Annotated in this window: 15 protein-coding genes; 10 read left to right on the top strand and 5 right to left on the bottom strand. The window is 60.8% G+C overall.

All coding sequences use genetic code 11. The annotated features are described in order from the left end of the window. The first annotated feature begins 56 nt into the window (after positions 1-56). Both PV375_RS02175 and PV375_RS02170 read left to right on the top strand, forming a co-directional pair. The gene (locus tag PV375_RS02175; RefSeq protein ID WP_201521371.1) at positions 57-812 is read left to right on the top strand and encodes an ABC transporter ATP-binding protein; all 756 of its coding nucleotides are present in this window, start codon (positions 57-59) and stop codon (positions 810-812) included. Continuing rightward, positions 809-3,265: an ABC transporter permease gene (locus PV375_RS02170; RefSeq protein WP_332105954.1), complete on the top strand. Its 2,457-nt coding sequence runs from the start codon at positions 809-811 to the stop codon at positions 3,263-3,265. The genes PV375_RS02175 and PV375_RS02170 overlap by 4 nt, the downstream gene beginning before the upstream one ends. A 52-nt stretch (positions 3,266-3,317) precedes the next feature. Here the strand turns inward: PV375_RS02170 and PV375_RS02165 are convergent, their stop codons facing one another. After that, entirely contained in the window at positions 3,318-4,298 is a 981-nt protein-coding gene (locus tag PV375_RS02165) for a helix-turn-helix domain-containing protein (RefSeq protein WP_332105953.1), read from the bottom strand. Between the two features lie 255 nt (positions 4,299-4,553). Between PV375_RS02165 and PV375_RS02160 the strand changes: the two genes are divergently transcribed. Next, the gene (locus PV375_RS02160) at positions 4,554-4,910 is read left to right on the top strand and encodes a histone-like nucleoid-structuring protein Lsr2 (RefSeq protein WP_201517726.1); all 357 of its coding nucleotides are present in this window, start codon (positions 4,554-4,556) and stop codon (positions 4,908-4,910) included. A 149-nt stretch (positions 4,911-5,059) separates the two neighbouring features. Here PV375_RS02160 and PV375_RS02155 read toward each other — a convergent pair whose 3' ends face one another. Beyond that, entirely contained in the window at positions 5,060-5,782 is a 723-nt protein-coding gene (locus PV375_RS02155) for a DsbA family protein (RefSeq protein ID WP_332105952.1), read from the bottom strand. Positions 5,783-5,947: 165 nt separating this feature from the next. On the opposite strand from PV375_RS02155, the gene PV375_RS02150 reads away from it, so the two are divergent. From PV375_RS02150 to PV375_RS02120, 7 genes are all read left to right on the top strand, one after another. Then, a complete protein-coding gene (locus tag PV375_RS02150; protein WP_332105951.1) occupies positions 5,948-6,778 on the top strand; it encodes an NADPH-dependent oxidoreductase in 831 nt (276 codons plus the stop codon). Positions 6,779-6,850: 72 nt separating this feature from the next. Beyond that, positions 6,851-7,348, top strand: a complete 498-nt coding sequence (locus tag PV375_RS02145; RefSeq protein WP_332105950.1) for a DUF2087 domain-containing protein — start codon at positions 6,851-6,853, stop codon at positions 7,346-7,348. A gap of 128 nt (positions 7,349-7,476) precedes the next feature. Continuing rightward, entirely contained in the window at positions 7,477-8,001 is a 525-nt protein-coding gene (locus PV375_RS02140) for a lipoprotein LpqH (RefSeq protein WP_332105949.1), read from the top strand. Between the two features lie 141 nt (positions 8,002-8,142). Then, entirely contained in the window at positions 8,143-8,616 is a 474-nt protein-coding gene (locus PV375_RS02135; protein ID WP_332105948.1) for a hypothetical protein, read from the top strand. A 19-nt stretch (positions 8,617-8,635) separates the two neighbouring features. Then, the gene (locus tag PV375_RS02130) at positions 8,636-9,067 is read left to right on the top strand and encodes a hypothetical protein (protein WP_332105947.1); all 432 of its coding nucleotides are present in this window, start codon (positions 8,636-8,638) and stop codon (positions 9,065-9,067) included. A 135-nt stretch (positions 9,068-9,202) separates the two neighbouring features. After that, on the top strand, positions 9,203-9,580 hold the full coding sequence (locus PV375_RS02125; protein ID WP_332067304.1) for a sigma factor-like helix-turn-helix DNA-binding protein: 378 nt from the start codon (positions 9,203-9,205) through the stop codon (positions 9,578-9,580). Positions 9,581-9,916: 336 nt separating this feature from the next. Beyond that, positions 9,917-10,264 carry a helix-turn-helix domain-containing protein gene (locus tag PV375_RS02120; protein WP_332105946.1) on the top strand — a complete coding sequence of 116 codons (348 nt, stop codon included), beginning with the start codon at positions 9,917-9,919 and terminating at the stop codon, positions 10,262-10,264. A 42-nt stretch (positions 10,265-10,306) separates the two neighbouring features. Here the strand turns inward: PV375_RS02120 and PV375_RS02115 are convergent, their stop codons facing one another. From PV375_RS02115 to PV375_RS02105, 3 genes are read right to left on the bottom strand one after another with little or no spacing between them, the layout of a single operon-like run. After that, a complete protein-coding gene (locus PV375_RS02115) occupies positions 10,307-12,931 on the bottom strand; it encodes a TrlF family AAA-like ATPase (RefSeq protein ID WP_332105945.1) in 2,625 nt (874 codons plus the stop codon). 28 nt (positions 12,932-12,959) lie between these two features. Next, positions 12,960-16,643 carry a YobI family P-loop NTPase gene (locus PV375_RS02110; protein WP_332105944.1) on the bottom strand — a complete coding sequence of 1,228 codons (3,684 nt, stop codon included), beginning with the start codon at positions 16,641-16,643 and terminating at the stop codon, positions 12,960-12,962. Continuing rightward, positions 16,640-19,780, bottom strand: coding sequence for a type I restriction endonuclease subunit R (locus PV375_RS02105; protein ID WP_332105943.1), 3,141 nt, complete (start codon positions 19,778-19,780; stop codon positions 16,640-16,642). The genes PV375_RS02110 and PV375_RS02105 overlap by 4 nt, the downstream gene beginning before the upstream one ends. Positions 19,781-20,005: the final 225 nt, after the last annotated feature.

Below are 20,005 nucleotides of genomic sequence, written 5' to 3'. Positions count from 1 at the left end.
AAAAATCGCGGCGCTGAACCCTCGCGATCCAAGTCTCGGAAAAGAAAGCGGGCATCATGAACCAGTCTCCTGCAGCTGCCTATCCGCAACCGGCCGCGGTGCAGTGCCGCGGCCTCACCAAAGTTTTTGGCAATCCCCCGAACACCGTGACCGCAGTGAACCGGGTGTCTGCCGGTTTCAATATTGGCGAGTTCACTGCCATCATGGGCCCCTCCGGGTCGGGTAAGTCGACGCTCATGCACCTGCTCGCCGGCCTCGACTCGCCAACCGACGGGGAGGTTTGGGTTGCCGGTCAACCGATCAACCAGCTGGGCGACCGCGAGCTCACCAAACTTCGTCGCGATCAGCTGGGTTTTATTTTTCAATCGTTCAACCTGGTCCCCACCCTCACTGCTCGCGAAAATATTGTGCTGCCGCTGCAATTGGCGAGCCGCAAGGTTGACCCAACAGAGCTGCAGGCTCTCACCACGAGCCTCGGTATTGCTGATCGTCTCGACCACCTGCCGCACGAGCTATCAGGCGGTCAACAGCAGCGGGTGGCTGTTGCTCGCGCGCTAATCACTCGGCCCGCCGTGGTTTTTGCCGACGAACCAACCGGGGCGCTCGATCTGCGCACCGGTCGTGAACTACTCGCATCGCTGCGCGACGCCGCGGCCACCCGCAACCAAACCATCATCATGGTGACGCACGACCCCGCAGCTGCCGCCTACGCGCACCGCGTGCTGGTGCTCGTTGATGGTGCGGTCGCCCACGAACTGCGTCGCCCCTCCTACGAGCAGATTGTGGCAACGATGGCAGGTGTTGGCGCATGAACTCATCATTTTTTCTTGCCACACGACAGGTTCGTCGCGCTCCTGGCCGAGTATTGGCGGTTTTTGTTGCCGCTCTGTTGGCGGCGATGGCCGTCATGGCCACGGGCACTTTTGTCGACACGATGATGCAGGCCACCCGGCTCAGCATCGCGGCGCCGCTGTCAAAGGCAGACATCGTCGTCGAAACTCAGACGGATGAGATTGGCAGCGCCGAAATTGCCACGGTGCCGGGTGTGGAGTCGGCCGAGTCGATGATGCAGTCGATGGCCCAGTTCACGATCGACGGCGACGAACAAATGTTCCCGCTCGCATCCGCCTATAGCGACCCGCAATTGCAGTGGTTTTCGCTCAGCGAGGGGCATCTGCCAGAGTCAGCAACCGAGTTCGCGCTCTCGGCCGAGACCGCTTCACAACTGCACCTGCAGCTTGGTGATTCGTTGCAGATGCGAAGCTGGGATGACACCGTCACCGAACTCGAGCTGGTTGGTTTATTGCAGCTGCCAGATGGCACCGAGCCGCAACCGCAGGTGTTCGTGCATCCATCGTCGTACGAGACGAATGAGTTCGCATTTGCGATAAAAACCGCTCCGGGTGCGGCAACCGACGATGTGGTGACCGCAATCAACGCCAAATTTGCTGATGCAACGGCATCGGACGCCAGCAACTATGTCAATGAGCTCGTCGATCAGATGACCGGTAGCACCAACGTGCTCGCCACAATATTTGCCACTTTTGCCGCCATTGCCGTTATTGCCGCCGCAATGGTGATCCGCAACACTTTCCAGGTGCTACTCGCGCAGCGACTGCGTGAAATCGGGCTGCTGCGACTGGTGGGAGCCAGTGGTAAGCAGGTACAGCGCACCGTGCTGTTCGAAGCGCTACTCACCGGTGCGGCCGGGGCTCTGGTTGGTATTGCGGCCGGTATCGGCGTCGGTTATCTGGTGGCGACGCTGGTGGGGATGAGCGGTGCCGGCCTGTCGGTTCCGGCAACCTGGGCTATCGCCGCGTTCACGGTCACCACCGTGATGACGCTGGTTGCCGCGTGGGCGCCGGCGGTGAGCGTGCGGAAGCTCCCGCCGATTGCGGCCCTCAGCGCTTCAGCAACCACCGAGCGCGGCTCCGTACGGAGCAATCGTGCCGGTTGGATTGTCGGCACGATACTCACCGGCATCGGTGCCGCCGGGCTCACCGCGGCGGCGCTGCTGCACGATCTGCTCATTGCGCTCGCAGCCGGAGTGGTCGCGGCAATCGGACTCATTATTTTGGTGCCGCTACTGGTGCGCGTGCTCTCGCCGTTGGTCGCGCGTATCCTGGCACCGATGGGCACGACACCCAAGCTCGCTGGTGACAACCTCGTGCGCACCGCGCGTCGATCGGGCACCGTCGTGCTTTCGATCGCGCTGGGTGGCAGCCTGGTTATTGCCATGCTGACCGCCATCAGTTCGGGCACACAAACCTCGATCGCAGAGCTCGACAGCAAATACCCGGTGGATGCAGTGGTTACGACAGTCGATGGTTCGCCACTCAGCGAGGCGCAGATCGAACGGGTGCGAGGCCTGCAGCACGCGACCGGTGTTACGCCGGTGCAGGGAGTGCGGCTGGATGCAGAGCAAAACTCGCAATCGCAGGTCGACTATCTGGTGGCGCTGCCAGACTCAATGGCCGACCGCACTGTCGAGCATCTCAATGACGATGTCATGCTGCTGTCACCGAGCAGCTTTGAAGGCACGCTCGATCTGCGCGAAGGCGAGAGCGTAGGAGTGGTCCGTCCCGATGGCAGTACGCTCACGCTGCGGGCATACCCCGACCCGATCGCTGAGGTCGCATCGGTGCAAACCGATAGCGGTGCGAGTACCGCGGTGGTGTCGAGCAGTGCGCTTAACCGGTTTGATCAGGCGGCGAAGCCAGTGCAGCTGTGGCTTGATATGGAGGGCAATAATGCCACCCGGTTGGCCGAAGAACTGCATGAGCTCGTCAAAACCGACCCCTCGCTCACCTTTGGCGGCACGGTGCAGACGCGTGCGCTCTACGAACAGGTGACCACGTTTATGACTGCGTTTGTGCTGGCGATGATGGCGCTCACCGTTGTGATCTCGGCGGTTGGTTTGGCGAGTGTGATCGCACTTTCGGTTACCGAACGCAGCCGCGAAATCGCGCTCCTGCGCGCCCTGGGTGTGCAGCGTCGCGGTGTGCAGGGCATGGTGGTCATTGAGGCGGTCGCGCTGGCGCTCATTGGCGCGATGCTGTCGATCGTGATCGGTATTCCGCTGGGTATCGCGGCATTCCTTTCGGTGCTTGCCAAAGATTCGATTTCGTTCATCATCGCCATTCCTTGGACTGGAATCGCGATCCTGGTTGTCGCTGCGTTGCTGATTGGTGTGATCGCGGCAATTGGCCCGGCACTGCGGGCTGCCCGTACTGCGCCAGCTCAAGCGTTGGCCCGAGTCGAATAGTGCCGCACCCCAAACCGCGGTTGTCAGATGCTCGTAGGCGCCGGCTTACCAGCTACCTGACAATCGCGGTTTGGGTGTCTCGTGTGTTGCCGGCTCGCTGTGCAGCCTGACGGCACTGCCGTGGTGAAATCCCGTAGGCCGCTTTGAATGCGTTCGAAAAATGGGTTGCTTCTGTAAAACCCCACCGCTGCCCGATCGCACGAATTGGTTCGGTGCTGCGCACATCCATAAGGTCGCGCCGTGCCATTTCAAGTCGCCGCTCACGGATCCAGGTGCTCACCGTGGTGCCCTGGTCTTTAAACAATTGATGCAGGGTCCGCACCGAAATGTAGTGTGCCTCGGCGATTCGCTGCGGCCCGAGATCCGGGTCGCCCAAATTCGACATGATGTATTCACGCACGCGCGTCAGCGTGACAAGTTTGTTTTGCAAACGATAAGAGGGTTCGATTTCGAGCGTGTCAGCAATGCAGGCCGCGACGAGGTCAATCGCAGTCTGCAAAATAGCTCTGCCAGCTCGTCCTTCGAGGGCTGCCATATTCTCTGCCACTCCGCCCAGCAGTTTTGCGCAGATCGCTCCCGCTCCCGCCGCCGCGTTGATGGATAGCGCGCTCATCCTTTGGAATGCGCGCGGCGGCAACGATATGAGTTGTTGTGGAACGAGAATCACCAGTGTGGTGCCGGCATGAAACTCTCGGTCATATGGCGAAGTGGCGTCATACACCGTAAATTCACCGGGATGCAGCACTGTCGATTCGCCGTGCTGTGCCACTAGCGATGTGCCCCGCAATTGGTATACCACCGCAAAAAAGGGGTCGTTCCCGAATCCGATCAGTCGTTCGCCCCGAGTTGAGTGGTGCGCGCTGCCGGTGACGAGATAAGCCCGGATTCCATCTATCACGATGGCGGTGATCTCAGCACTCAGTTCTTCTCCCGCACATTCAGCCACGGTGCGCGGCAGGAGCACGCTGTTGGCATACTGCTGCCACTGCGCAACACCCTGCACCTGAACCGTGGTGAGCGTTTGATCCTCCATCGAACTGTCTCTCTGGTTACGGGCGGATAGTAGTGAGCGCCTCCAACAAGTAGACGCATTTAGATCTCAACAGATCATTCCCTAGCTACGACCCGCGCCGCAAATCGACAGCTCCGCCAGCCAGGCAGATCCCGAACAAAGCTGAGAGTTCGCCAAGTTGACGGATCGCAAGTTGCCAAAAAATTGAAACCAGATCAATAATTGAATGACTTTCGCGTCATTCACATAGATGCTCACCCGCAATGAAAGGCAATAATGGCCCGCAAGGTTATTTATCAGATCGTCGACGACCTCGACGGCACCGTACTCGCAAACGGCGAAGGCGAGACCCTAAAGTTCGGACTCGACGGTGTCGATTACGAAATTGATCTCGGCCCGGATAACGCAGCCGCACTGCGAGAAAAACTCCAGAGCTATGTTGCAGTTGCTCGCCGCACTGGTGGCCGCCAGGTTCGCGGCACGCGCACACAGCTGCCTTCAACCGGGCCAAAGCGTGACCTTGCTGCCGTCCGTAAATGGGCTCGCGCCAACGGTTACGAGGTAGCCGACCGTGGTCGCGTACCCACCGAAATCGTCGAGGCATTCGACGCCTCGCAGGGCAACGCCGAGTAGTTGCCACCCAGCTAAAAGGGTTCGCCCTGCCACTTATGTGCGCGGCGAACCCTTTTTGTTTATTACCGGCAGGGCAACTTCATCAGCGGCGACCCCTTTAATTGCACTGTGTCTTTACCAAGCGGCATCGCCGGCAAGAGTTCGGAACACTAACCGCGGGTAAGTTGACGAATTTGGCTGAGAGTCGGCTGATCGACAAGCTTGCCATTCACAAAGACATACGGAGTTCCCTGCACACCCATGTCCTTACCCTGCTGCTCGTCCTCGGCGACACCGCGGCCGAGCGCAACATTGTTGATATCGCTCTGGAACTTCTGCAGATCAGGAACACCAGCCTGCTTCGCAAACTCAACCATTGCATCCGCATCCAAAGTATCGGCGCTGAGGTGGTCATGCAGCGACTGCTGTTCTTGCATCAGCACAGCATGCATCTCGTCAAATTTGCCCTGCTCACCCGCAGCGCGGGCTGCAACTGCAGTGATCATTGAGCCCGAGTCGTCAACCACCCGAAAATCGTGCAGCACCACCTTGATATTGCTGCCACTGAGCGCATCCGACTTAAGTTCGGGAAGCACGTCGGCCGCGAACTGTGCGCAGTGCGGGCAGAGGTAGTCGGAATAAATATCGATGGTGGTCTTGGCATTCGGATCGCCATAAACCATGTAGCTCGGCGTGGCCTCTACCTCGATTGCCGAGGGTGTTTGGCCGGGCTGCGCGCTCGTCTCGCTGGGGCCCGTCTGCGTCATCGGCGCCGGCTCTTCTTGCCGTTTGTCCGAGGCATTATCGGCGTCGGAACCAGAGGCACAGCCGCTCAGCGCAAGAGCGCCGGCGATACTCACGATTACGGCAATTCGACGATTGTGAACCTTCATTGCAACTCCCTGGGTTCAGACAAGAATTCCTGCCGTCATTGTATTGGGGTAGCTCCCCCGACCGCGCCCCCCTCCAGGCTGAGTAACCAAAATCGCCACGCAGCTTCTCATTGCCAGCCCGTTAGGCTGCTAGCACCGTACCGCATCCCAAGAAAGGGCGTTCCGTTGACCACCGCTGCCGATGTCGCCAAGCTCATTGCCACCCGATACTCGGACGATTCGCTGGCGTCACTGCCAGCTGCCGCATCCGAAACCATCGAGTTGCAATTGCGACACCGTTCGGTGCGCAAATTTACCGATCAACCAATCTCTGAAGCCGAGCTCACCTCAATCTTGGCTGCGGGACTGTCGGCCTCGGTGTCATCCAATCTGCAGCTTTTTAGCGTGGTGACGATTCGTGATCGTGAACGGATGCAGCGAATCTCGGCAGCCATTGGTGGGCATCCCTATGTGGAATCGGCCGAGGTGTTTTTGGTTTGGGTGGTCGACCTGCACCGAGCCGTGGCCATGGCTGAGGCAGCCGAAGCGCAGGTTGAGTCGCTCCCCTATCTTGAAAACACGCTCGTTGGTTTTGTTGACTGCGGTATTGCGGCGCAAAACACCCTGCTGGCGGCCGAGTCGCTCGGCATGGGTGGCGTTTTTGTGGGCTCGGTGCGAAATAACCCGGTGGCTGTGGCTGAAGAGCTCAATCTGCCACCCCATGTTTTCCCGGCGTTTGGCATGTCGCTGGGCTGGCCCGATCCCAGCGAACAGGCGGGCATCAAACCCCGCGTTCCGATGGAGGCGGTCGTGCACCACGAAAACTACGGTGCTGAAGCCTGGCGCGAGCCGGCTGTCGAATATGAATCTCGGCTAGCCGGATACTACGCAAACTATGGCAAACCCGACTACAGCTGGCAGCGCACAATTCTTGGTCGCATTGGTGCCATCAAGGGCCTGCACGGACGCGAACAAATGCGGGAGTGGTTGACGCAGCTCGGTCTTGAGTCACGCTAACGCCGGCCACAAATCGGTGCGATAAATCGTTCTCGGGCAATAATTTTGCATCGACGCGAATATGCTGGCCCAATGACTCACGAGACTGATCAGGTTCATGAGGCGGTGCGACGAGCACGAATGTTGTTTTCGCTGCTCGCCACACCCAAACTGCGGCTGGCACTTGCGGCTCGACTCAGCGGTAATCAGCCCGATGCTGCGGATGCATCTTTGCCGCCGCTCGATTGGCTGGATGAATCTGGTCAGGTCGATGCTGCGCTGGCACGTGACACCGCATCCACGCTCATGTTGACGATTTCGGATCGCGCCATCCTCGATGCTGCCCAGGTGTCGGAAATGCCGGCGGATGCTGGCGAGCGTATGGAGCTGTCGCAGCGGATCGTGTCGATCGTATTCGACCGCATTGCTCGTTCGCAGACGCTTTCAGAGCCCGAACTCAACGCCGGAATCGCCATGTTTTGCCGCGATTTCGCGCTGATTCGGCGCGATGCCGTCGACAGCGGTTTTCTCGAGCGTTCAGCCGATGGCGCACACTACGCGCTGCGAGAATCGCAGCGAAACGACACGTAGCCCGGAGCATTTTGCGCAGTGGGCAAGTCATCCTCAAGTCGAAACCGTCTCGACCAGTTGCATGATGCTTCCACACCGCTAGCGGCAGTAGGTTTTTAGCACGCCCCAGCGAGTAGGAGAGTTGACTGATGAAACGAGCTTTGGGAACGATCGCCGCTGCACTGGCCGCTTCGGCACTCCTCGCCGGCTGTGCTGAGCAGAGCGAAGACGCGGCCACCGCTACCACCGATGCTGCCGGCGAGCAGACTGTCCAGGAGACAGAGCTCTCAACACCAGAGGGTGAAGCAACTCAAGACGTGGGGAACGGTGGAGCGAACACCGCATCCCTCACCGTAGATGGACAAGACATGTCGATGGCAAATGGCCGTGTCAGCTGCGAAGAGGCAAACGGCACGACCACCATTCGAGTTGTCGACAATGCGCGCCCCGAAGAAGGGATTGGCGTGCTGCTCAACCAGGGCGAACTGTCGACCTTCAGCGCCACACTCGACGGAACCAGCCTCACTGTTTTCCCGGGCAACACCGGCGAAGCAACCCTCAAGGTTGACGGCAAGAGCTATGAGATTTCGGGGATCGCAGTGGCGGCAGACATCGCAAACCCCGCTGCCGAGCTCGAGTCGCTGGAGTTTTCGTTTAGCGTCACCTGCCCGTAGCTCCATCTCATCGAAACCGATAAAGCCAGCACCGCTGCTCTCAGCGAGCGATTCACGGGAGAGGCCGGTGTTTAATCAGCCAACACGAGGCAGAAACCGATAGTGTCTGCGCGCACATCTGACAACCCCGGAGGAAACAAAATGACTACATCCGATATCGAGGTTGACCTCGACTCCGCCGATTCGATGCTCGAAGTCATGGGCCAGTGCTTCAAATTGGACGAGCGGCTCAACGAGGAAAAACCGTGGGACGGCTTTGTGGTCGTGACCGGGTTTGAAGAGGCACATGCGGCGAGCCAGGCATGGCGATTTGTCGGCGAGGAGACGCTTCCTGCAGGGGTGTATATTGCCAACCCGGCACTCAACCCAGACGTGCTGGATCGACTGCGCGAGCTCACCGCCGACCCGCAGCGCGGTAAATGGCGGACCTGGGTCGCCCTATACGACCTCGCGACCGACCGCTTCAACCATACGTTCCTGTGGCCCGGAGAAGACGACGGCTACAACGTAGTTGGCTATGACACCCCGATGTCGGCGATCGAAGCATTGAATCCGGCCCATCCGGCCGAACCGCCTCAGTGGCTGACTTCTGCCAGGGATACGCCGTCCGTGTGAAGAAGCTGAAGGGAACACAATGAGTGCACCCGATATCGAGGTTGACTACGACTCCGTCGATTCGATCCTGGAGGTCATCGGCCGGTGCCTGCTGGTGGACAGAAAACTCAACCAGCGCAAGCCGTGGGACGGTTTTGTGATCGTGTCCGGTTACGAACAGGGACATTCGGCGCACCAGGCATGGCGGTTTGTCGGCGAGGAGACTCTGATCACCACGGTGTCCGGGGTCAACCCGGCGTTCAACTGTGCGCTGATTGCACGGCTGCGCGAGCTCACCGCCGACCCGCAGCGCGGTAACTGGCAGACCTGGATCGCCCGATACGACCTCGCCACCGACAGCTTCGACCACACATTCCTGTGGCCCGGAGAAGACGAGGGCTACAACGTCCTCGCCTACGACACCCCGATGTCGGCGATCGAAGCACTGAATCCGGCCCATCGAGCTGACTAGCATCAAACACTAATTTGGAGCCGTAGCAGGCGCGGGGAGCACCTTCACCAACTAAAAACGGCCCCTCACGGGGACCGCTTTTACTTGGTGGACCTAGCGGGGGGCTTGTCGAAACTTGCCCCAGCGCTGGCGCGGATGGTCGCGAGCCACAGGGCAATTCGGAGGCGCACGTGTCCACCGGGCCCACCGAGGCGGAGCCTCCTTCAGCTGTCTCGACCGGATGAGGCTGCCCTTCAGGAGGCGGAAACTGAGTACCTGTCGGGGCGATCGTTGAAGGCGGTCGCGAAGGAAGTTGGGATCGAGCATGAGCGGTTGTCACGCCTCCTCCGCGAGCGCGGACTCAGACTACGGAACCAGTCCCCTACTCGGGAAGAGACTGCTCAGATGAAGACACGCTATAACGAAGGCATGTCACTTGAGCGCATCGGCGCAGTGCTGGGCTACTCGCCTGGCACTGTCAGGACTCATTTGCGCGCGGCCCGGGTCGTCATGCGCGACTCGCACGGGCGATAGGCCTGCGCAATCAGGCCGATCCATCATCGTCGGACCTGCCTTCCATTTCGTCGAACAGTACATCGTGACCGAGAAGGCGGGCCTCGGCGCTGAGCGTCCGAGCCGAGTGTCGGTCTTCCGCTTACTCGCCGACGTTGATAGCCACGCCGGAGAGATCGTTCCATCCGTGGTGGACGTCACCGCAGCTGGCTGGAGCGTCGTCACGGTGCGACCAGCCTCAACAGCAGGATCCTTGAACGACTGCCCGAGCGGCGCCCGCTCCACAACACTCAGCATCTCGGGCTGCTGCGAAACTACTGCCAACAAGCGTGGAAGACGGCGGAGCTGGCCGAGCTCTTGTCCGCAGGCCGCGCCTCGTCCCGGGAGCCTGACAAGCGACCGCTCCCCCAGCACAACGCGCTGCATCGGTCGGTCGTCAAGCTCCTGATCGAGGACTACGAGGCCGGCGCCTCAACGTACGAGCTTGCCGAGCGCTACAACGTGCGCCGCAACACCGTCCTAGACACGGTCCGCCGCGCTGGATTCGACCTCACCATCAAGGCGAAGCGTGCAGCCCTCAGCGGCGAGCAGAAGACCGAGGCACGACGCCTGTTTGCCAGCGGGACGACCCGACGCGAGTTGATGGAGCTGTACGGAGTGAGTGAGTCGACGATCAAGCGGATACTGCGGACGCACGCACCGTAACGACAAATGTCTGGACGGCGCTGCCTTGAATCGGGATAGCAGCTAGAACCCGTAAAGATGCTGTCGAGCGTTGAATGCTGCAGGCCCTCCCTCGAGCACGTTCTCAACGTGTGAGCGAATAGCTACATCGTCCAGAGATCCTATCCCGTCCGCTGCAGCTCGGCCGTTCTGGCCATCTCCTTCGAGAGCCACGATCAATTCGGCGTCACCGAGCACTGGAACGTTCGCGTTGTGAGTACTCGCGATGATCTGACGCTTACCCTTCAGGCTCCGAAGGTTGGTGACGATGCCGTCATAAACAAATCGGTTGTCGAGATCATCCTCAGGTTGGTCGATCACGAGCGGAGCGTTCGATGCGCTGAGCAAGAGAAGGAGCAGTGCGGTCGCACGCTGGCCTTTCGACAGATCGTCCATCTTCTTGAACTCGCGTGTGCCGGTTCCTGCCTGCACGTCCAGCTGCACCTCCACAGCTTGCCCAACCGACTGCTCTTCGAGCTGGCGGAAAAGAGGCTCACCGGCTTCGACCAGTGATCGCGCCTGCGCGCCGGTGATCGAGAACTGCGCGCTCAGCTCCGACTCTCCGACCCGCGCCGCTTCCACGAAAGCTCGCATTGAGAAGTTGTCCTGGTCGATAGCCGCCATGATGCGATTCCGCTGGCCGGAGATGGACTGCTCAATCAGCGACTTGATGTGCTTCCGATCCGCCGCGGGGACGGGTTTCACGATCACGACACCGCCGGTCGCGGCGTTCGCGGCACGGATCGCCTCGGTCAGTTCTCGTGCCCGGTCCTTCTCGTGGCCTCTGAGCGCCTGCAGCAGGGTGTCCCGCTCGGTTTGCAGGGCCCGAAGGCTTGTTGCGATACCGGCGCGTCGAGACTCCTTAGCCTTCAGCGTCTCCAGCGCTCTGGTCGCGTCGAGGTACTTGTTGGGCTCCAGCCTTTCCTCCACGAGCTTGCGCAGCACCTCATCGTGCTCGTCACGTTGCTCGCGAACTACGTCTGACCACTCGGTCTTCGCTGTCTCGATCTCCAAGGATGCCGCGTCGAGCGCTGCGCGGGCCTCAGTCGCAAGCGCCGTCAGCTTGGCGGCGAGTGCCGTCGATGCAGCCTGCGCGCGCTTGAGATAGCCAGATCTCGGTGAGTCATCGATGTTCTCAAATGCCGCCTCCAGCTTGGTGATCAGCTGCGGGTCAGTGAGCGTTGATAGCGACTCCTGAGCATTGGTCACGCGCGCCGTTGCTTCGGTGAAAACTGCTTCATCTTGGGTGAGTCGCGTGACCTCCTTGAGTCGAGTCGGCACATCCGTGTCGGTGTAGTGCCGCACCTGTTCCTCAAGCCGCGGGATATCCGCGAGCTCATCTTCGAGCTGAGATCGCCCTTCCTCCGCACGAGCCAGCTTCTCTCGATTCAGCTTGAGCTTCTCCAAGGTGTCGATGTGCTCGACTGTCAGTTCGCCGCCCCCTTGGAACCGCTGCAGCATGCTCGCGACCTTCGAGCTGTCGTTCGTCAGCTCGGCGAGCTCGTGCTGCCCGAAGATCTCCACGTTCGCGATGACATCGACTGGCCGCAGGTTGGTGGCAGTACCGCTCTCGTCTTTCACGACCGGAAGATTGTTGACGGAGCGTTCGATGGTAAATGTTCGCGCGCACGGCGAGGTGGTCTCGACAAGCAGCTTCACAACGGTGCCCGACTTGAGCACGCCGCTCACGATGCCGTCATGGTCTCGCCTCGCCTCCGCACCAATCGGAGTGAGTCCCAGCACGAATCGCAGGCTCTCGATAGCGGTCGACTTACCGGTTCCTCGACCGCCAATGAGCGTCGTGAGATCTGTCGAGAGCGGGATCGTTACGCCATCCAGGAAGCCGCCGACCCACGAGATCTCCTTCAGGGCGGGGCGCGCCTCGATCGCGGGATCTTCCAGCGAGACTCGGGTCTCAGGAGTCCGGACGGCGAGCTTAAGACTGTCCACGGAGAGGCGACTGACCTTGAACCAGCAGCTCGCGCCCTCGTTCTGGAGGGCGGAGGGCTTCGTCACATCGTCGGCATGGATCGCGGCAAGCGGGTGAGCCCTGTCGTAGGGCTTGGTGCCGTTGAGGATCGCAGCCTGGTCTGTGCCATCGGGTTGGCTGGGCGTGATGCCGAGTGCATGAAGATCCGGGTGCTTGATCTTCGTGACGAGCGGCTGTCCGGCGCGGCCGGTCAGAAGGCCGCTGTTTGGGACATTGACGTGGGCAGGAATCACGAGCGCGCCCTGCGCGGTCATTTTCTCGAGGATGTCGGTGAACGACGCACCAGTTGTCCCGTTGGCGCAGCCAGGTGCAACACCGCACATCCCGATCGCGGCGTTGATCGTCGCCGCGCTGGTACCCGCTTCGAAGATCACGAGGATATGGATGCCCTCGTCGGAGTTCGCCTCAAAGCCGGGAAGGGCAACGATGCCCCGATCGGCTGCGTCGCGGATGAGCTGGAGTGCAGAGTCGACCTTCCAGTGATCAGTGACCGCAAACAACTCGATGCCCCGCGTTTCGCACTCGTCAAGCAGGGCCTTGTTGTAGTCAGCCTCCGTACTGTACGTGGCCGACGGCGCGTTCTTCCCTTGGTACTGGTAGGGGTTCACTTGAAGCGCAGCCCGCACCCATCGCGCCCCATGTGTCGTCTTCTCGCTCATCTCTGTCCTCGCTGCCTACAAATGCACATCACTTGTGTTTCCTGTTCACCTTGATGGACGAGACATCCGCGTTATACGAGCTAACGGTTCCGTGTCGCTTCAACCGCTCAAGGAGGGCTCGGTCTGAAGGGGTATTCGTGATATACAGGGCGGTGCGTCCCACTGTGGTCAGCTTCCAATAGTCGCCTCCCAGCGCTTGCAAGATCGCGAAGAGGTCTGCGCGCGCGAGGGTGTCAAGGTGAGGTTCGAGGAGGGGCACTACGTACTGCGCAGAAGTACCGCCCTGCGCCATCGTCTGTACGGCTGCGAAGGGGATGGTGTACCCATACTGCACAGCGAGGCAGGCTAGCTCATTCAACCCTCGTTGCCCGGCGACCTCAGCGTACGCTGCAGACTGGTCAACGATCGCCCGCTTGATTGCGTCATTGATTTCAATGTTTGTCAGGAGTTCCGCCAGATCCGGCTGCACCAGTTCCGGCGTCATGTAGCTTGCGAACTTCTTCGACTCGCGTATGAAATCCCTGCGCGTTGGCCAATCGGTTGTCGCAAGGTGCTCGTATGACTCGGCTGCATCGGAGATGATGTCGTGCTTGAGTAGCAACGCGAACAAGTCGCCCGTCTCGGCAGCGATCTCCTCAACATCGATGTAGCTACCCAGCTCCAAGCTCGCAACAAGGTCCGAACGCAGCGTTGCGGCTGGCAGCTGCTCCCGTGCCGCAAGAATCTTGATCGCCAACGTGGTCTTCTCGTCCTCGTCGGCCGACTCAGCCTCGGTGAGCGTGCCTGCTGCGGCCAGCAGCGGAGCGAGGTGGGCATCGACTCCAAGAGCAGCAACGTATCGGCTGACGTTGTTGAACGTTGCAGGGAACCGCTGATGCATAGCCAACGCCGGCCACGCTCCCTCGGAGATGGCGCCAAGATCGACAACCTGGCACGCTGGCGCAGCGCGCTCAACCACGTCGGCTAGGCGAGGTGTCCCTTGCTCGAGTAGTTCCTCGAGCACTGCGATGAACTGCTCACCTGTATCGACCGCTGCGGAAGAGCCTTCGATCGCGCCCAGATAGGCATCGATATGTTCGAGGACGTAGTCATAGACCGTCTTGTTCGCCGCTCGGATGACGTCGAGAGCAACCGTCTCGTCATTGCCAATCGCGAGGGTCAGGTTCTCATGCGTGATGTCGTACAAACTGCGCGAGACGAACGACGGACGGGCACTTGCCGAGAGCGGCATCAGGCTAGGCAGCGTGATACTCGCCTCGGCGAAGAGCGCTCCAACTCGCTCTGCCTGGGCGGACATCCCGTCGTTCGTGAGGACGGAGAACTCCGCGTGGTGCGTTCGTAGATAATCGACGACCCGCGCGTCCGCGCGCTGCACTGACGATGACAGATTCCCCAATGCAACGTCTACTAGTTTTAGCTGCGAAGCGTCGTCCAGCTCCGCTTGGTTCACTAGGTAGAGAAGCGTTCTCGGCGACACTGTCACAAACCGCTGGACGAGTTGTGCGCGCTGCTCACCGGCGGTCAAGTACGCCTGCAGGAACTGCGTCTGACTCTCTCCCAGGCCAACCAGCGAGCGAATCATGATGTCGGCTGCATCAACGTTGGTTGCCAGGAGACGATCAAGGATCGCGATGTTGTAGAGCGCTGGTTCTTTCAGTGCGCTCTTGCCACATTCCCGCACGACGGCATCGACATCCTCCGGGCCGAGTTCAAAGTGCGCATCCATCAGGTCTCGCTCGGCGTGGTGGATGATGAAGTTCGTCGCCGCTGGGCTTACGCGGTCGCCGTGGAACGTCGATGTGTACAGCGTGAAGTTGCGGTTGATGTGTCCTGCCCGAACAAGCTGATAGGCCAAGCCGGGCTTGAGCAGTGCCTTGGCGACGTACTCAAGCGACTGCGCCGTCTCCTTGTAGGTCTCAGACGTACCTTCGCTCGCAGGCGTGTCGAGTTCCTTGAACATGACTAGAAACTCTGGGCGCTTGATCAGATCACCCATGTCCGCACCGCGTAGGAACTTGATCTCCTCGGCCCTGTCCTCGATCTGTTCGTTCAGCGAATCCCGATCTGCCTCGCTCCAACTGTCCGGGTCTAGGGGATCACCCAGTTCCGTCGCGAGGTGACTCCGAGTGAATGACAGCGTGTGCCCGTAATTGTTGCGCCACTGGAGCACTGGGTCGCCATCAGCCGCGACGAAACTCGTCCAGAACTGCACGCTCTTGAGGTCATCAACGGATTCGCCCTGACACTCAAATACACCCGTCGCATACTGTTGCTGGTGCCCCGCAGCAGCCACAACCCGTTGGACGTGCGCCAAGAGGCGATCTCCCAGCTGAGCGCTTCGAGTTGCCGCTCCGTTGACCCGCGCGAGCCGTTGTCGAAGCACTCGACGCTCGCCCTCCATCCGCTTGATGTTCTCGGCTACCAGCTCGCGACTAAGCTTGTAGAGGGTGTCCAGATTGCTCTTGCCGAGCCGGATCGTCTCGAAGTCCGTGAGGTGCGTGCTCTTGTAGAGCATCATCGCGAACAAGTCAGTCTCGCTCAGGTCGAGTTGCTCACCGTCGCCTGAGAAGATTCGGTCGCGGAAGACGATGAACTCGTTGCGGACGTTCTTCAGCAGCCGCATATCAGGGACGTACTGCGCAGCCAGATCGAGCAGTTCCGGCTCCACCTTGTGCTCGATCTCGGCCAGCAACCGAGTCGCCAGGTTCCGTGCACTGCGATGCGTGATGAACGGCACCACCGGAATCACGAGATCAAAGAACTTGGTGCGGTTAGCACGCACCGCCTCAGCCTGCGCCGGATCTTCGATTGCCAGCACGCCCGTCTCGAGCTTACGGCCTTCCGCCTCCAGCCCGATCCGGTCGAAAATACTGTCCTTGATCGCGTAGATGAAGCGAATCGGCTTCTCGATCTGAGGCGAGGCGTTGAGCAACGTGTTCAGCGCACGCAGCGTCTCAAAGATGTGTGAGTCGTTAAAGCGGTCAATGTCCTCGAAGATCACGACGTCACGATCCGACACGTCGAAGAAGTAGACGATCTCGTCGAGGTACTGGTCGAAGTACGACACAGCGTTGTCATCGAGGGTGACAGTCGCTGCGCCGGCGGACAGCTGCTTGATGCGAATCTTCCCGTAGAACAGCCAGCGCACCAGGAGCACCGCAGTCGTTGCCACGACCCAAACGATCAGATGCGTCCAGATGCCGAGGTAGTTCAGCGCCGTGAAGGTCGCTAAAATCTGCGCAGTCCAGCCAGTCAGCAAGAAAATGACGGCAACGGCCAGACCGATCAGTGCAGCCGTGCCGAACTCTCTCCACCACCGGAAGCGCTCGATTCGACGAAATCTGGACGCAGGCGTCTTGCTCGGATCCTCCCGGTAAAGCAGCTGCTTGACGATCTCCTGCTGGATACGGTTCGTCGGAGTCGTGGCCTGCAGCGGCACCGACTCGTCTAACTTGGACGCTTCAATCGGGGCAAGGGTCGACAGCGAAAGCTCGACAACGCGGCCGTCAAGTCGCTTCCCGAGCTCCCGCAAGATGCTGCTCTTGCCGACACCGTAGTTTCCGGACAGCGCGATGTTACGGATTTCATCGTCTTGAAGTGCCGCCTCAAGCGCCGAGACGTAGCCACTGTGCTCAGCTTCGAGATACTCAGGGGTGAGTGGGATGAGGCTCCACTTGGACTTCTCGGTCGGCTCCTTCGGGGCGTGGTTCATCCCTCCGATACCTCCCCCTTAGCGAACAGCTCCGCCTGCTCCAGCACCAGTTCGATCGCCTTTGCCTCAGCGTCGGGCGGGTAGTCGTATTTGGCGAGCAGACGCCGCACCTTCGAGCGCATCGAGGCGCGGACGCTCTCCTTCTGATCCCAATCGATGACGACGCTGGTGCGCACAGCCCAGACAAGGTCGACGGCGATCTTCTTCAGGGTGGCATCGCCCATCTCCAGCACGGCAGCATCATTCTGGGCAATGGCGTCATAGAGAGCGACCTCGGCAGCAGACAGGCCGAGGTCGTCGTGGCGCTTGGCATCGTCGCGCATTTGCTTGGCGAGCTTGACCAGCTCCGCGATGATCTCCGCCGTCGTCAGCGACCGGTTCGTGTACCGATTGATCGCCTCGTCGAGCAGTTCGGAGAACTTCCGTGCCTGCACAAGGTTGGTGCGCTGCACGGAGCGGATCTGGTCGTTGAGAAGGCGCCGCAGCAACCCCATCTGCAGGTTCGGCTTGTCATTCTCCGCGAGGGAGTCGAGGAACTCGTCGCTGAGGATCGACAGCTCTGGCGTCTCGACACCGGCGAGCTTGTAGATGTCAACCACCTGGTCGGCGGCGACCGCCTCGTTGAGCAGCTGCCCCAATGCCGTGTCGATCTCGACCGCCCCGGATCCGCCACGCCCAGAATCCGGGTTCTGGATCTTCAAGATGGCGGCACGCACGTCAGTGAACAGGCGCACATCGTTGCGGATCGCTGCCGCCTCGTCGCGCGCTCCAGCCAGAGCGAACGCCTTGGCCAGTGCGAGCACCTGATCGTTGAAGCGCTTGGTGCGGTCGGGGTCAGCCATGACGAAGTCGAGCACCCTGGCGTACTCCGTCAGGCGCTGGGAGGCGGTGAGCGAGGGCGAGGAATCGTAATCGACGCCGTGCAGCAGTCCCCGGACGATGTCGTGCTTCTCCAACATGACGGCGACCATCTCGTCGATCGGTACGCCTGCCTGGTCACGGTCGGAGGGTGAGTACTCCTGGAGGGCCGCCTGGAGGTTCGAGAACACGCCGATGTAGTCGACGATGAGGCCGCCGGGCTTGTCCCGGAAGGTGCGGTTGACTCGAGCGATGGCCTGCATGAGCCCTGCACCCTGCATGGTCTTGTCGACGTACATCGTGTGCATGCTGGGCGCATCGAAGCCGGTCAGCCACATGTCACGGACGATCACCAGCTCGAGTTCGTCGTCGGGGTTCTTCGCCCGGAGCTTTAGATCTTTGCGGACGTCCTTGGAGTAGATGTGCGGCTGGAACTCGGCCGGATCCGCTGCCGAGCCGGTCATGACGACCTTAATCTTGCCCTTAGCGGGATCGTCCGAATGCCAGTCCGGGCGAAGCGCGATGATCTTCTCGTAGAGCCGCACCGCGATCCGGCGGCTCATCGTGACGATCATGCCCTTACCGAACAGCGCCTCACGCCGCTTCTCCCAGTGCTCGACGATGTCCCGGGCAATGAGGTCGAGGCGCGAGTCAGCGCCGACGATGGCTTCCAGGCGCGACCAGCGAGACTTCGCCGCCGTGGCGGCATCTTCTTCGACGGTCTCGGTGATCTCGTCCGCCAGCTCGTCGAGCGCGGCAAGGTCGTCGTCGGACAGATCGATCTTCGCCAGACGCGATTCGTAGAAGATCTTCACCGTCGCGCCGTCCTCGACCGCACGAGTGAGGTCGTAGACGTCGATGTAGTCACCGAACACCGAGCGCGTGGACTTGTCGTTCGACTCGATCGGTGTACCGGTGAAGCCGAGATAGGTGGCACCGGGCAAAGCATCTCGCATGTGCTTCGCCAGACCTGCGCGCAAGCGTCCGTGACGATCCAGCGTCTCTCCGAAGCCGTACTGGCTGCGATGCGCTTCGTCGGCCACGACGACGACGTTGCGCCGGTCGGTCAGCACCGGGTTGGCATCGCCATCCTCACCGGGAGCGAACTTCTGCAACGTCGTAAAGACGATGCCGCCCGAAGCGCGCTTCAACTTCGAGCGCAGGTCAGTACGCGTTGTGGCCTGCACCGGTGTCTCCGGCAAGATGCGTGCCGGGGCGAAGGTCTCCCCGAACAGCTGGTCGTCGAGGTCGTTGCGATCAGTGATGAATACCAGCGTCGGGTTTACCATCCGAGGATCGCGCATGATCTTTGCGGCGTAGAACACCATCTCGAAGCTCTTGCCCGAGCCCTGGGTGTGCCAGACCACACCACCACGACGGTCACCATCAGGCCGAGACGCCTGCACGGTCGACTCGACAGCCGCGTTCACCGCCCAGTACTGGTGGTACTTCGCCACCCGCTTGACCAGCACCCGTGTCGGCTGCCCAGTGGCCTTGTCGGTGGCGGTCTCGTCGCTGAAGACGATGAAGTTTTGCAGCAAATCAAGGAACCGCTTCGGCTCGAACACTCCCTTGATCAGCACTTCAAGAGCCGGGCTGTCACTGACCACCTCGCGGCCCTCGATGGTCTTCCACGGCGCATAGTGTTCGAACGCTCCGGCGTAGCTGCTCATCGCCGCCGACGTGCCATCCGAGATGACCGTCACGGCATTGGGCACGAACACGGACGGGATGTCCTGCCGGTACGTCTGTACCTGGTTCCACGCCGACTTCAGCGTGGCGTGCTCGGCAGTCGGGTTCTTCAACTCCAGCAGCGCCAACGGCATTCCATTGACGAGCACCAGCACGTCAGGCCGGCGGTTCTTGCCGTTCTCGACGATCGTGAACTGGTTAATCGCCACCCAGTCGTTGTTCTCCGGCTGCTCGAAGTCGACCAGCCACAACCTGGTCGTCCGCAGCGCACCGTCAGCATCCCGACGCTCAACAGGCACGCCCTCCGTGATGAGCTGATGCAGTCGATAGTTCTCATCGATTGGGCTCTGCGACTCCGCACGCCGCACGCGCTTGATCGCCTCGTCGATCAGGGCAGGGGAAGTCCCGGGATTGATCCGCCTGATCGCATCACGCAGCCGGCCCCAGAGGAACACCTCCTCATAGGAGTCACGCTCCGCGCCCGGCTCGCCCGGTGCGATGTCCGGGCCGTGCAGGGTGTGGTAGCCCAGCTCCGCGAAGTACTCCAGCGCAGCCAGCTCGACGGTGTTCTCGTTGAACGCGCTCACGATGCAACCGCCAACGTCGATTCATCCACCCATCGCGCCAACACACTGAGCGCCGCTAAGTACTCCAGCGCTTCCTGCTCTGGCATCTCCTGGTCAGCGGCTCTGTTGCAAAGATTGGCGGCAGTCAGAGGTAGGCTGTCGCTCTGCGCCGATCAGGCGGCTGCTGCGAAATGGTGGTTGAGCATGCCCATGGCCTCCGTCAGCGCCGAGGGCCCAATGCCAAAA

The organism is Gulosibacter sp. GYB002, assembly GCF_036577665.1.
GTDB classification, from domain to species: Bacteria; Actinomycetota; Actinomycetes; order Actinomycetales; family Microbacteriaceae; genus Gulosibacter; species Gulosibacter hominis.
The sequence above is the reverse complement of the archived record's forward strand: the minus strand, read 5'-3'. Positions and strand labels throughout refer to the sequence as shown.

Bases quoted from the DNA above. Each gene is read 5' to 3' on its own strand.
- PV375_RS02175 (WP_201521371.1), top strand. From the start codon at position 57: ATGAACCAGTCTCCTGCAGCTGCCTATCCGCAACCGGCCGCGGTGCAG.
- PV375_RS02170 (WP_332105954.1), top strand. From the start codon at position 809: ATGAACTCATCATTTTTTCTTGCCACACGACAGGTTCGTCGCGCTCCT.
- PV375_RS02165 (WP_332105953.1), bottom strand. From the start codon at position 4,298: ATGGAGGATCAAACGCTCACCACGGTTCAGGTGCAGGGTGTTGCGCAG.
- PV375_RS02160 (WP_201517726.1), top strand. From the start codon at position 4,554: ATGGCCCGCAAGGTTATTTATCAGATCGTCGACGACCTCGACGGCACC.
- PV375_RS02155 (WP_332105952.1), bottom strand. From the start codon at position 5,782: ATGAAGGTTCACAATCGTCGAATTGCCGTAATCGTGAGTATCGCCGGC.
- PV375_RS02145 (WP_332105950.1), top strand. From the start codon at position 6,851: ATGACTCACGAGACTGATCAGGTTCATGAGGCGGTGCGACGAGCACGA.
- PV375_RS02140 (WP_332105949.1), top strand. From the start codon at position 7,477: ATGAAACGAGCTTTGGGAACGATCGCCGCTGCACTGGCCGCTTCGGCA.
- PV375_RS02135 (WP_332105948.1), top strand. From the start codon at position 8,143: ATGACTACATCCGATATCGAGGTTGACCTCGACTCCGCCGATTCGATG.
- PV375_RS02130 (WP_332105947.1), top strand. From the start codon at position 8,636: ATGAGTGCACCCGATATCGAGGTTGACTACGACTCCGTCGATTCGATC.
- PV375_RS02125 (WP_332067304.1), top strand. From the start codon at position 9,203: ATGGTCGCGAGCCACAGGGCAATTCGGAGGCGCACGTGTCCACCGGGC.
- PV375_RS02115 (WP_332105945.1), bottom strand. From the start codon at position 12,931: ATGAGCGAGAAGACGACACATGGGGCGCGATGGGTGCGGGCTGCGCTT.
- PV375_RS02110 (WP_332105944.1), bottom strand. From the start codon at position 16,643: ATGAACCACGCCCCGAAGGAGCCGACCGAGAAGTCCAAGTGGAGCCTC.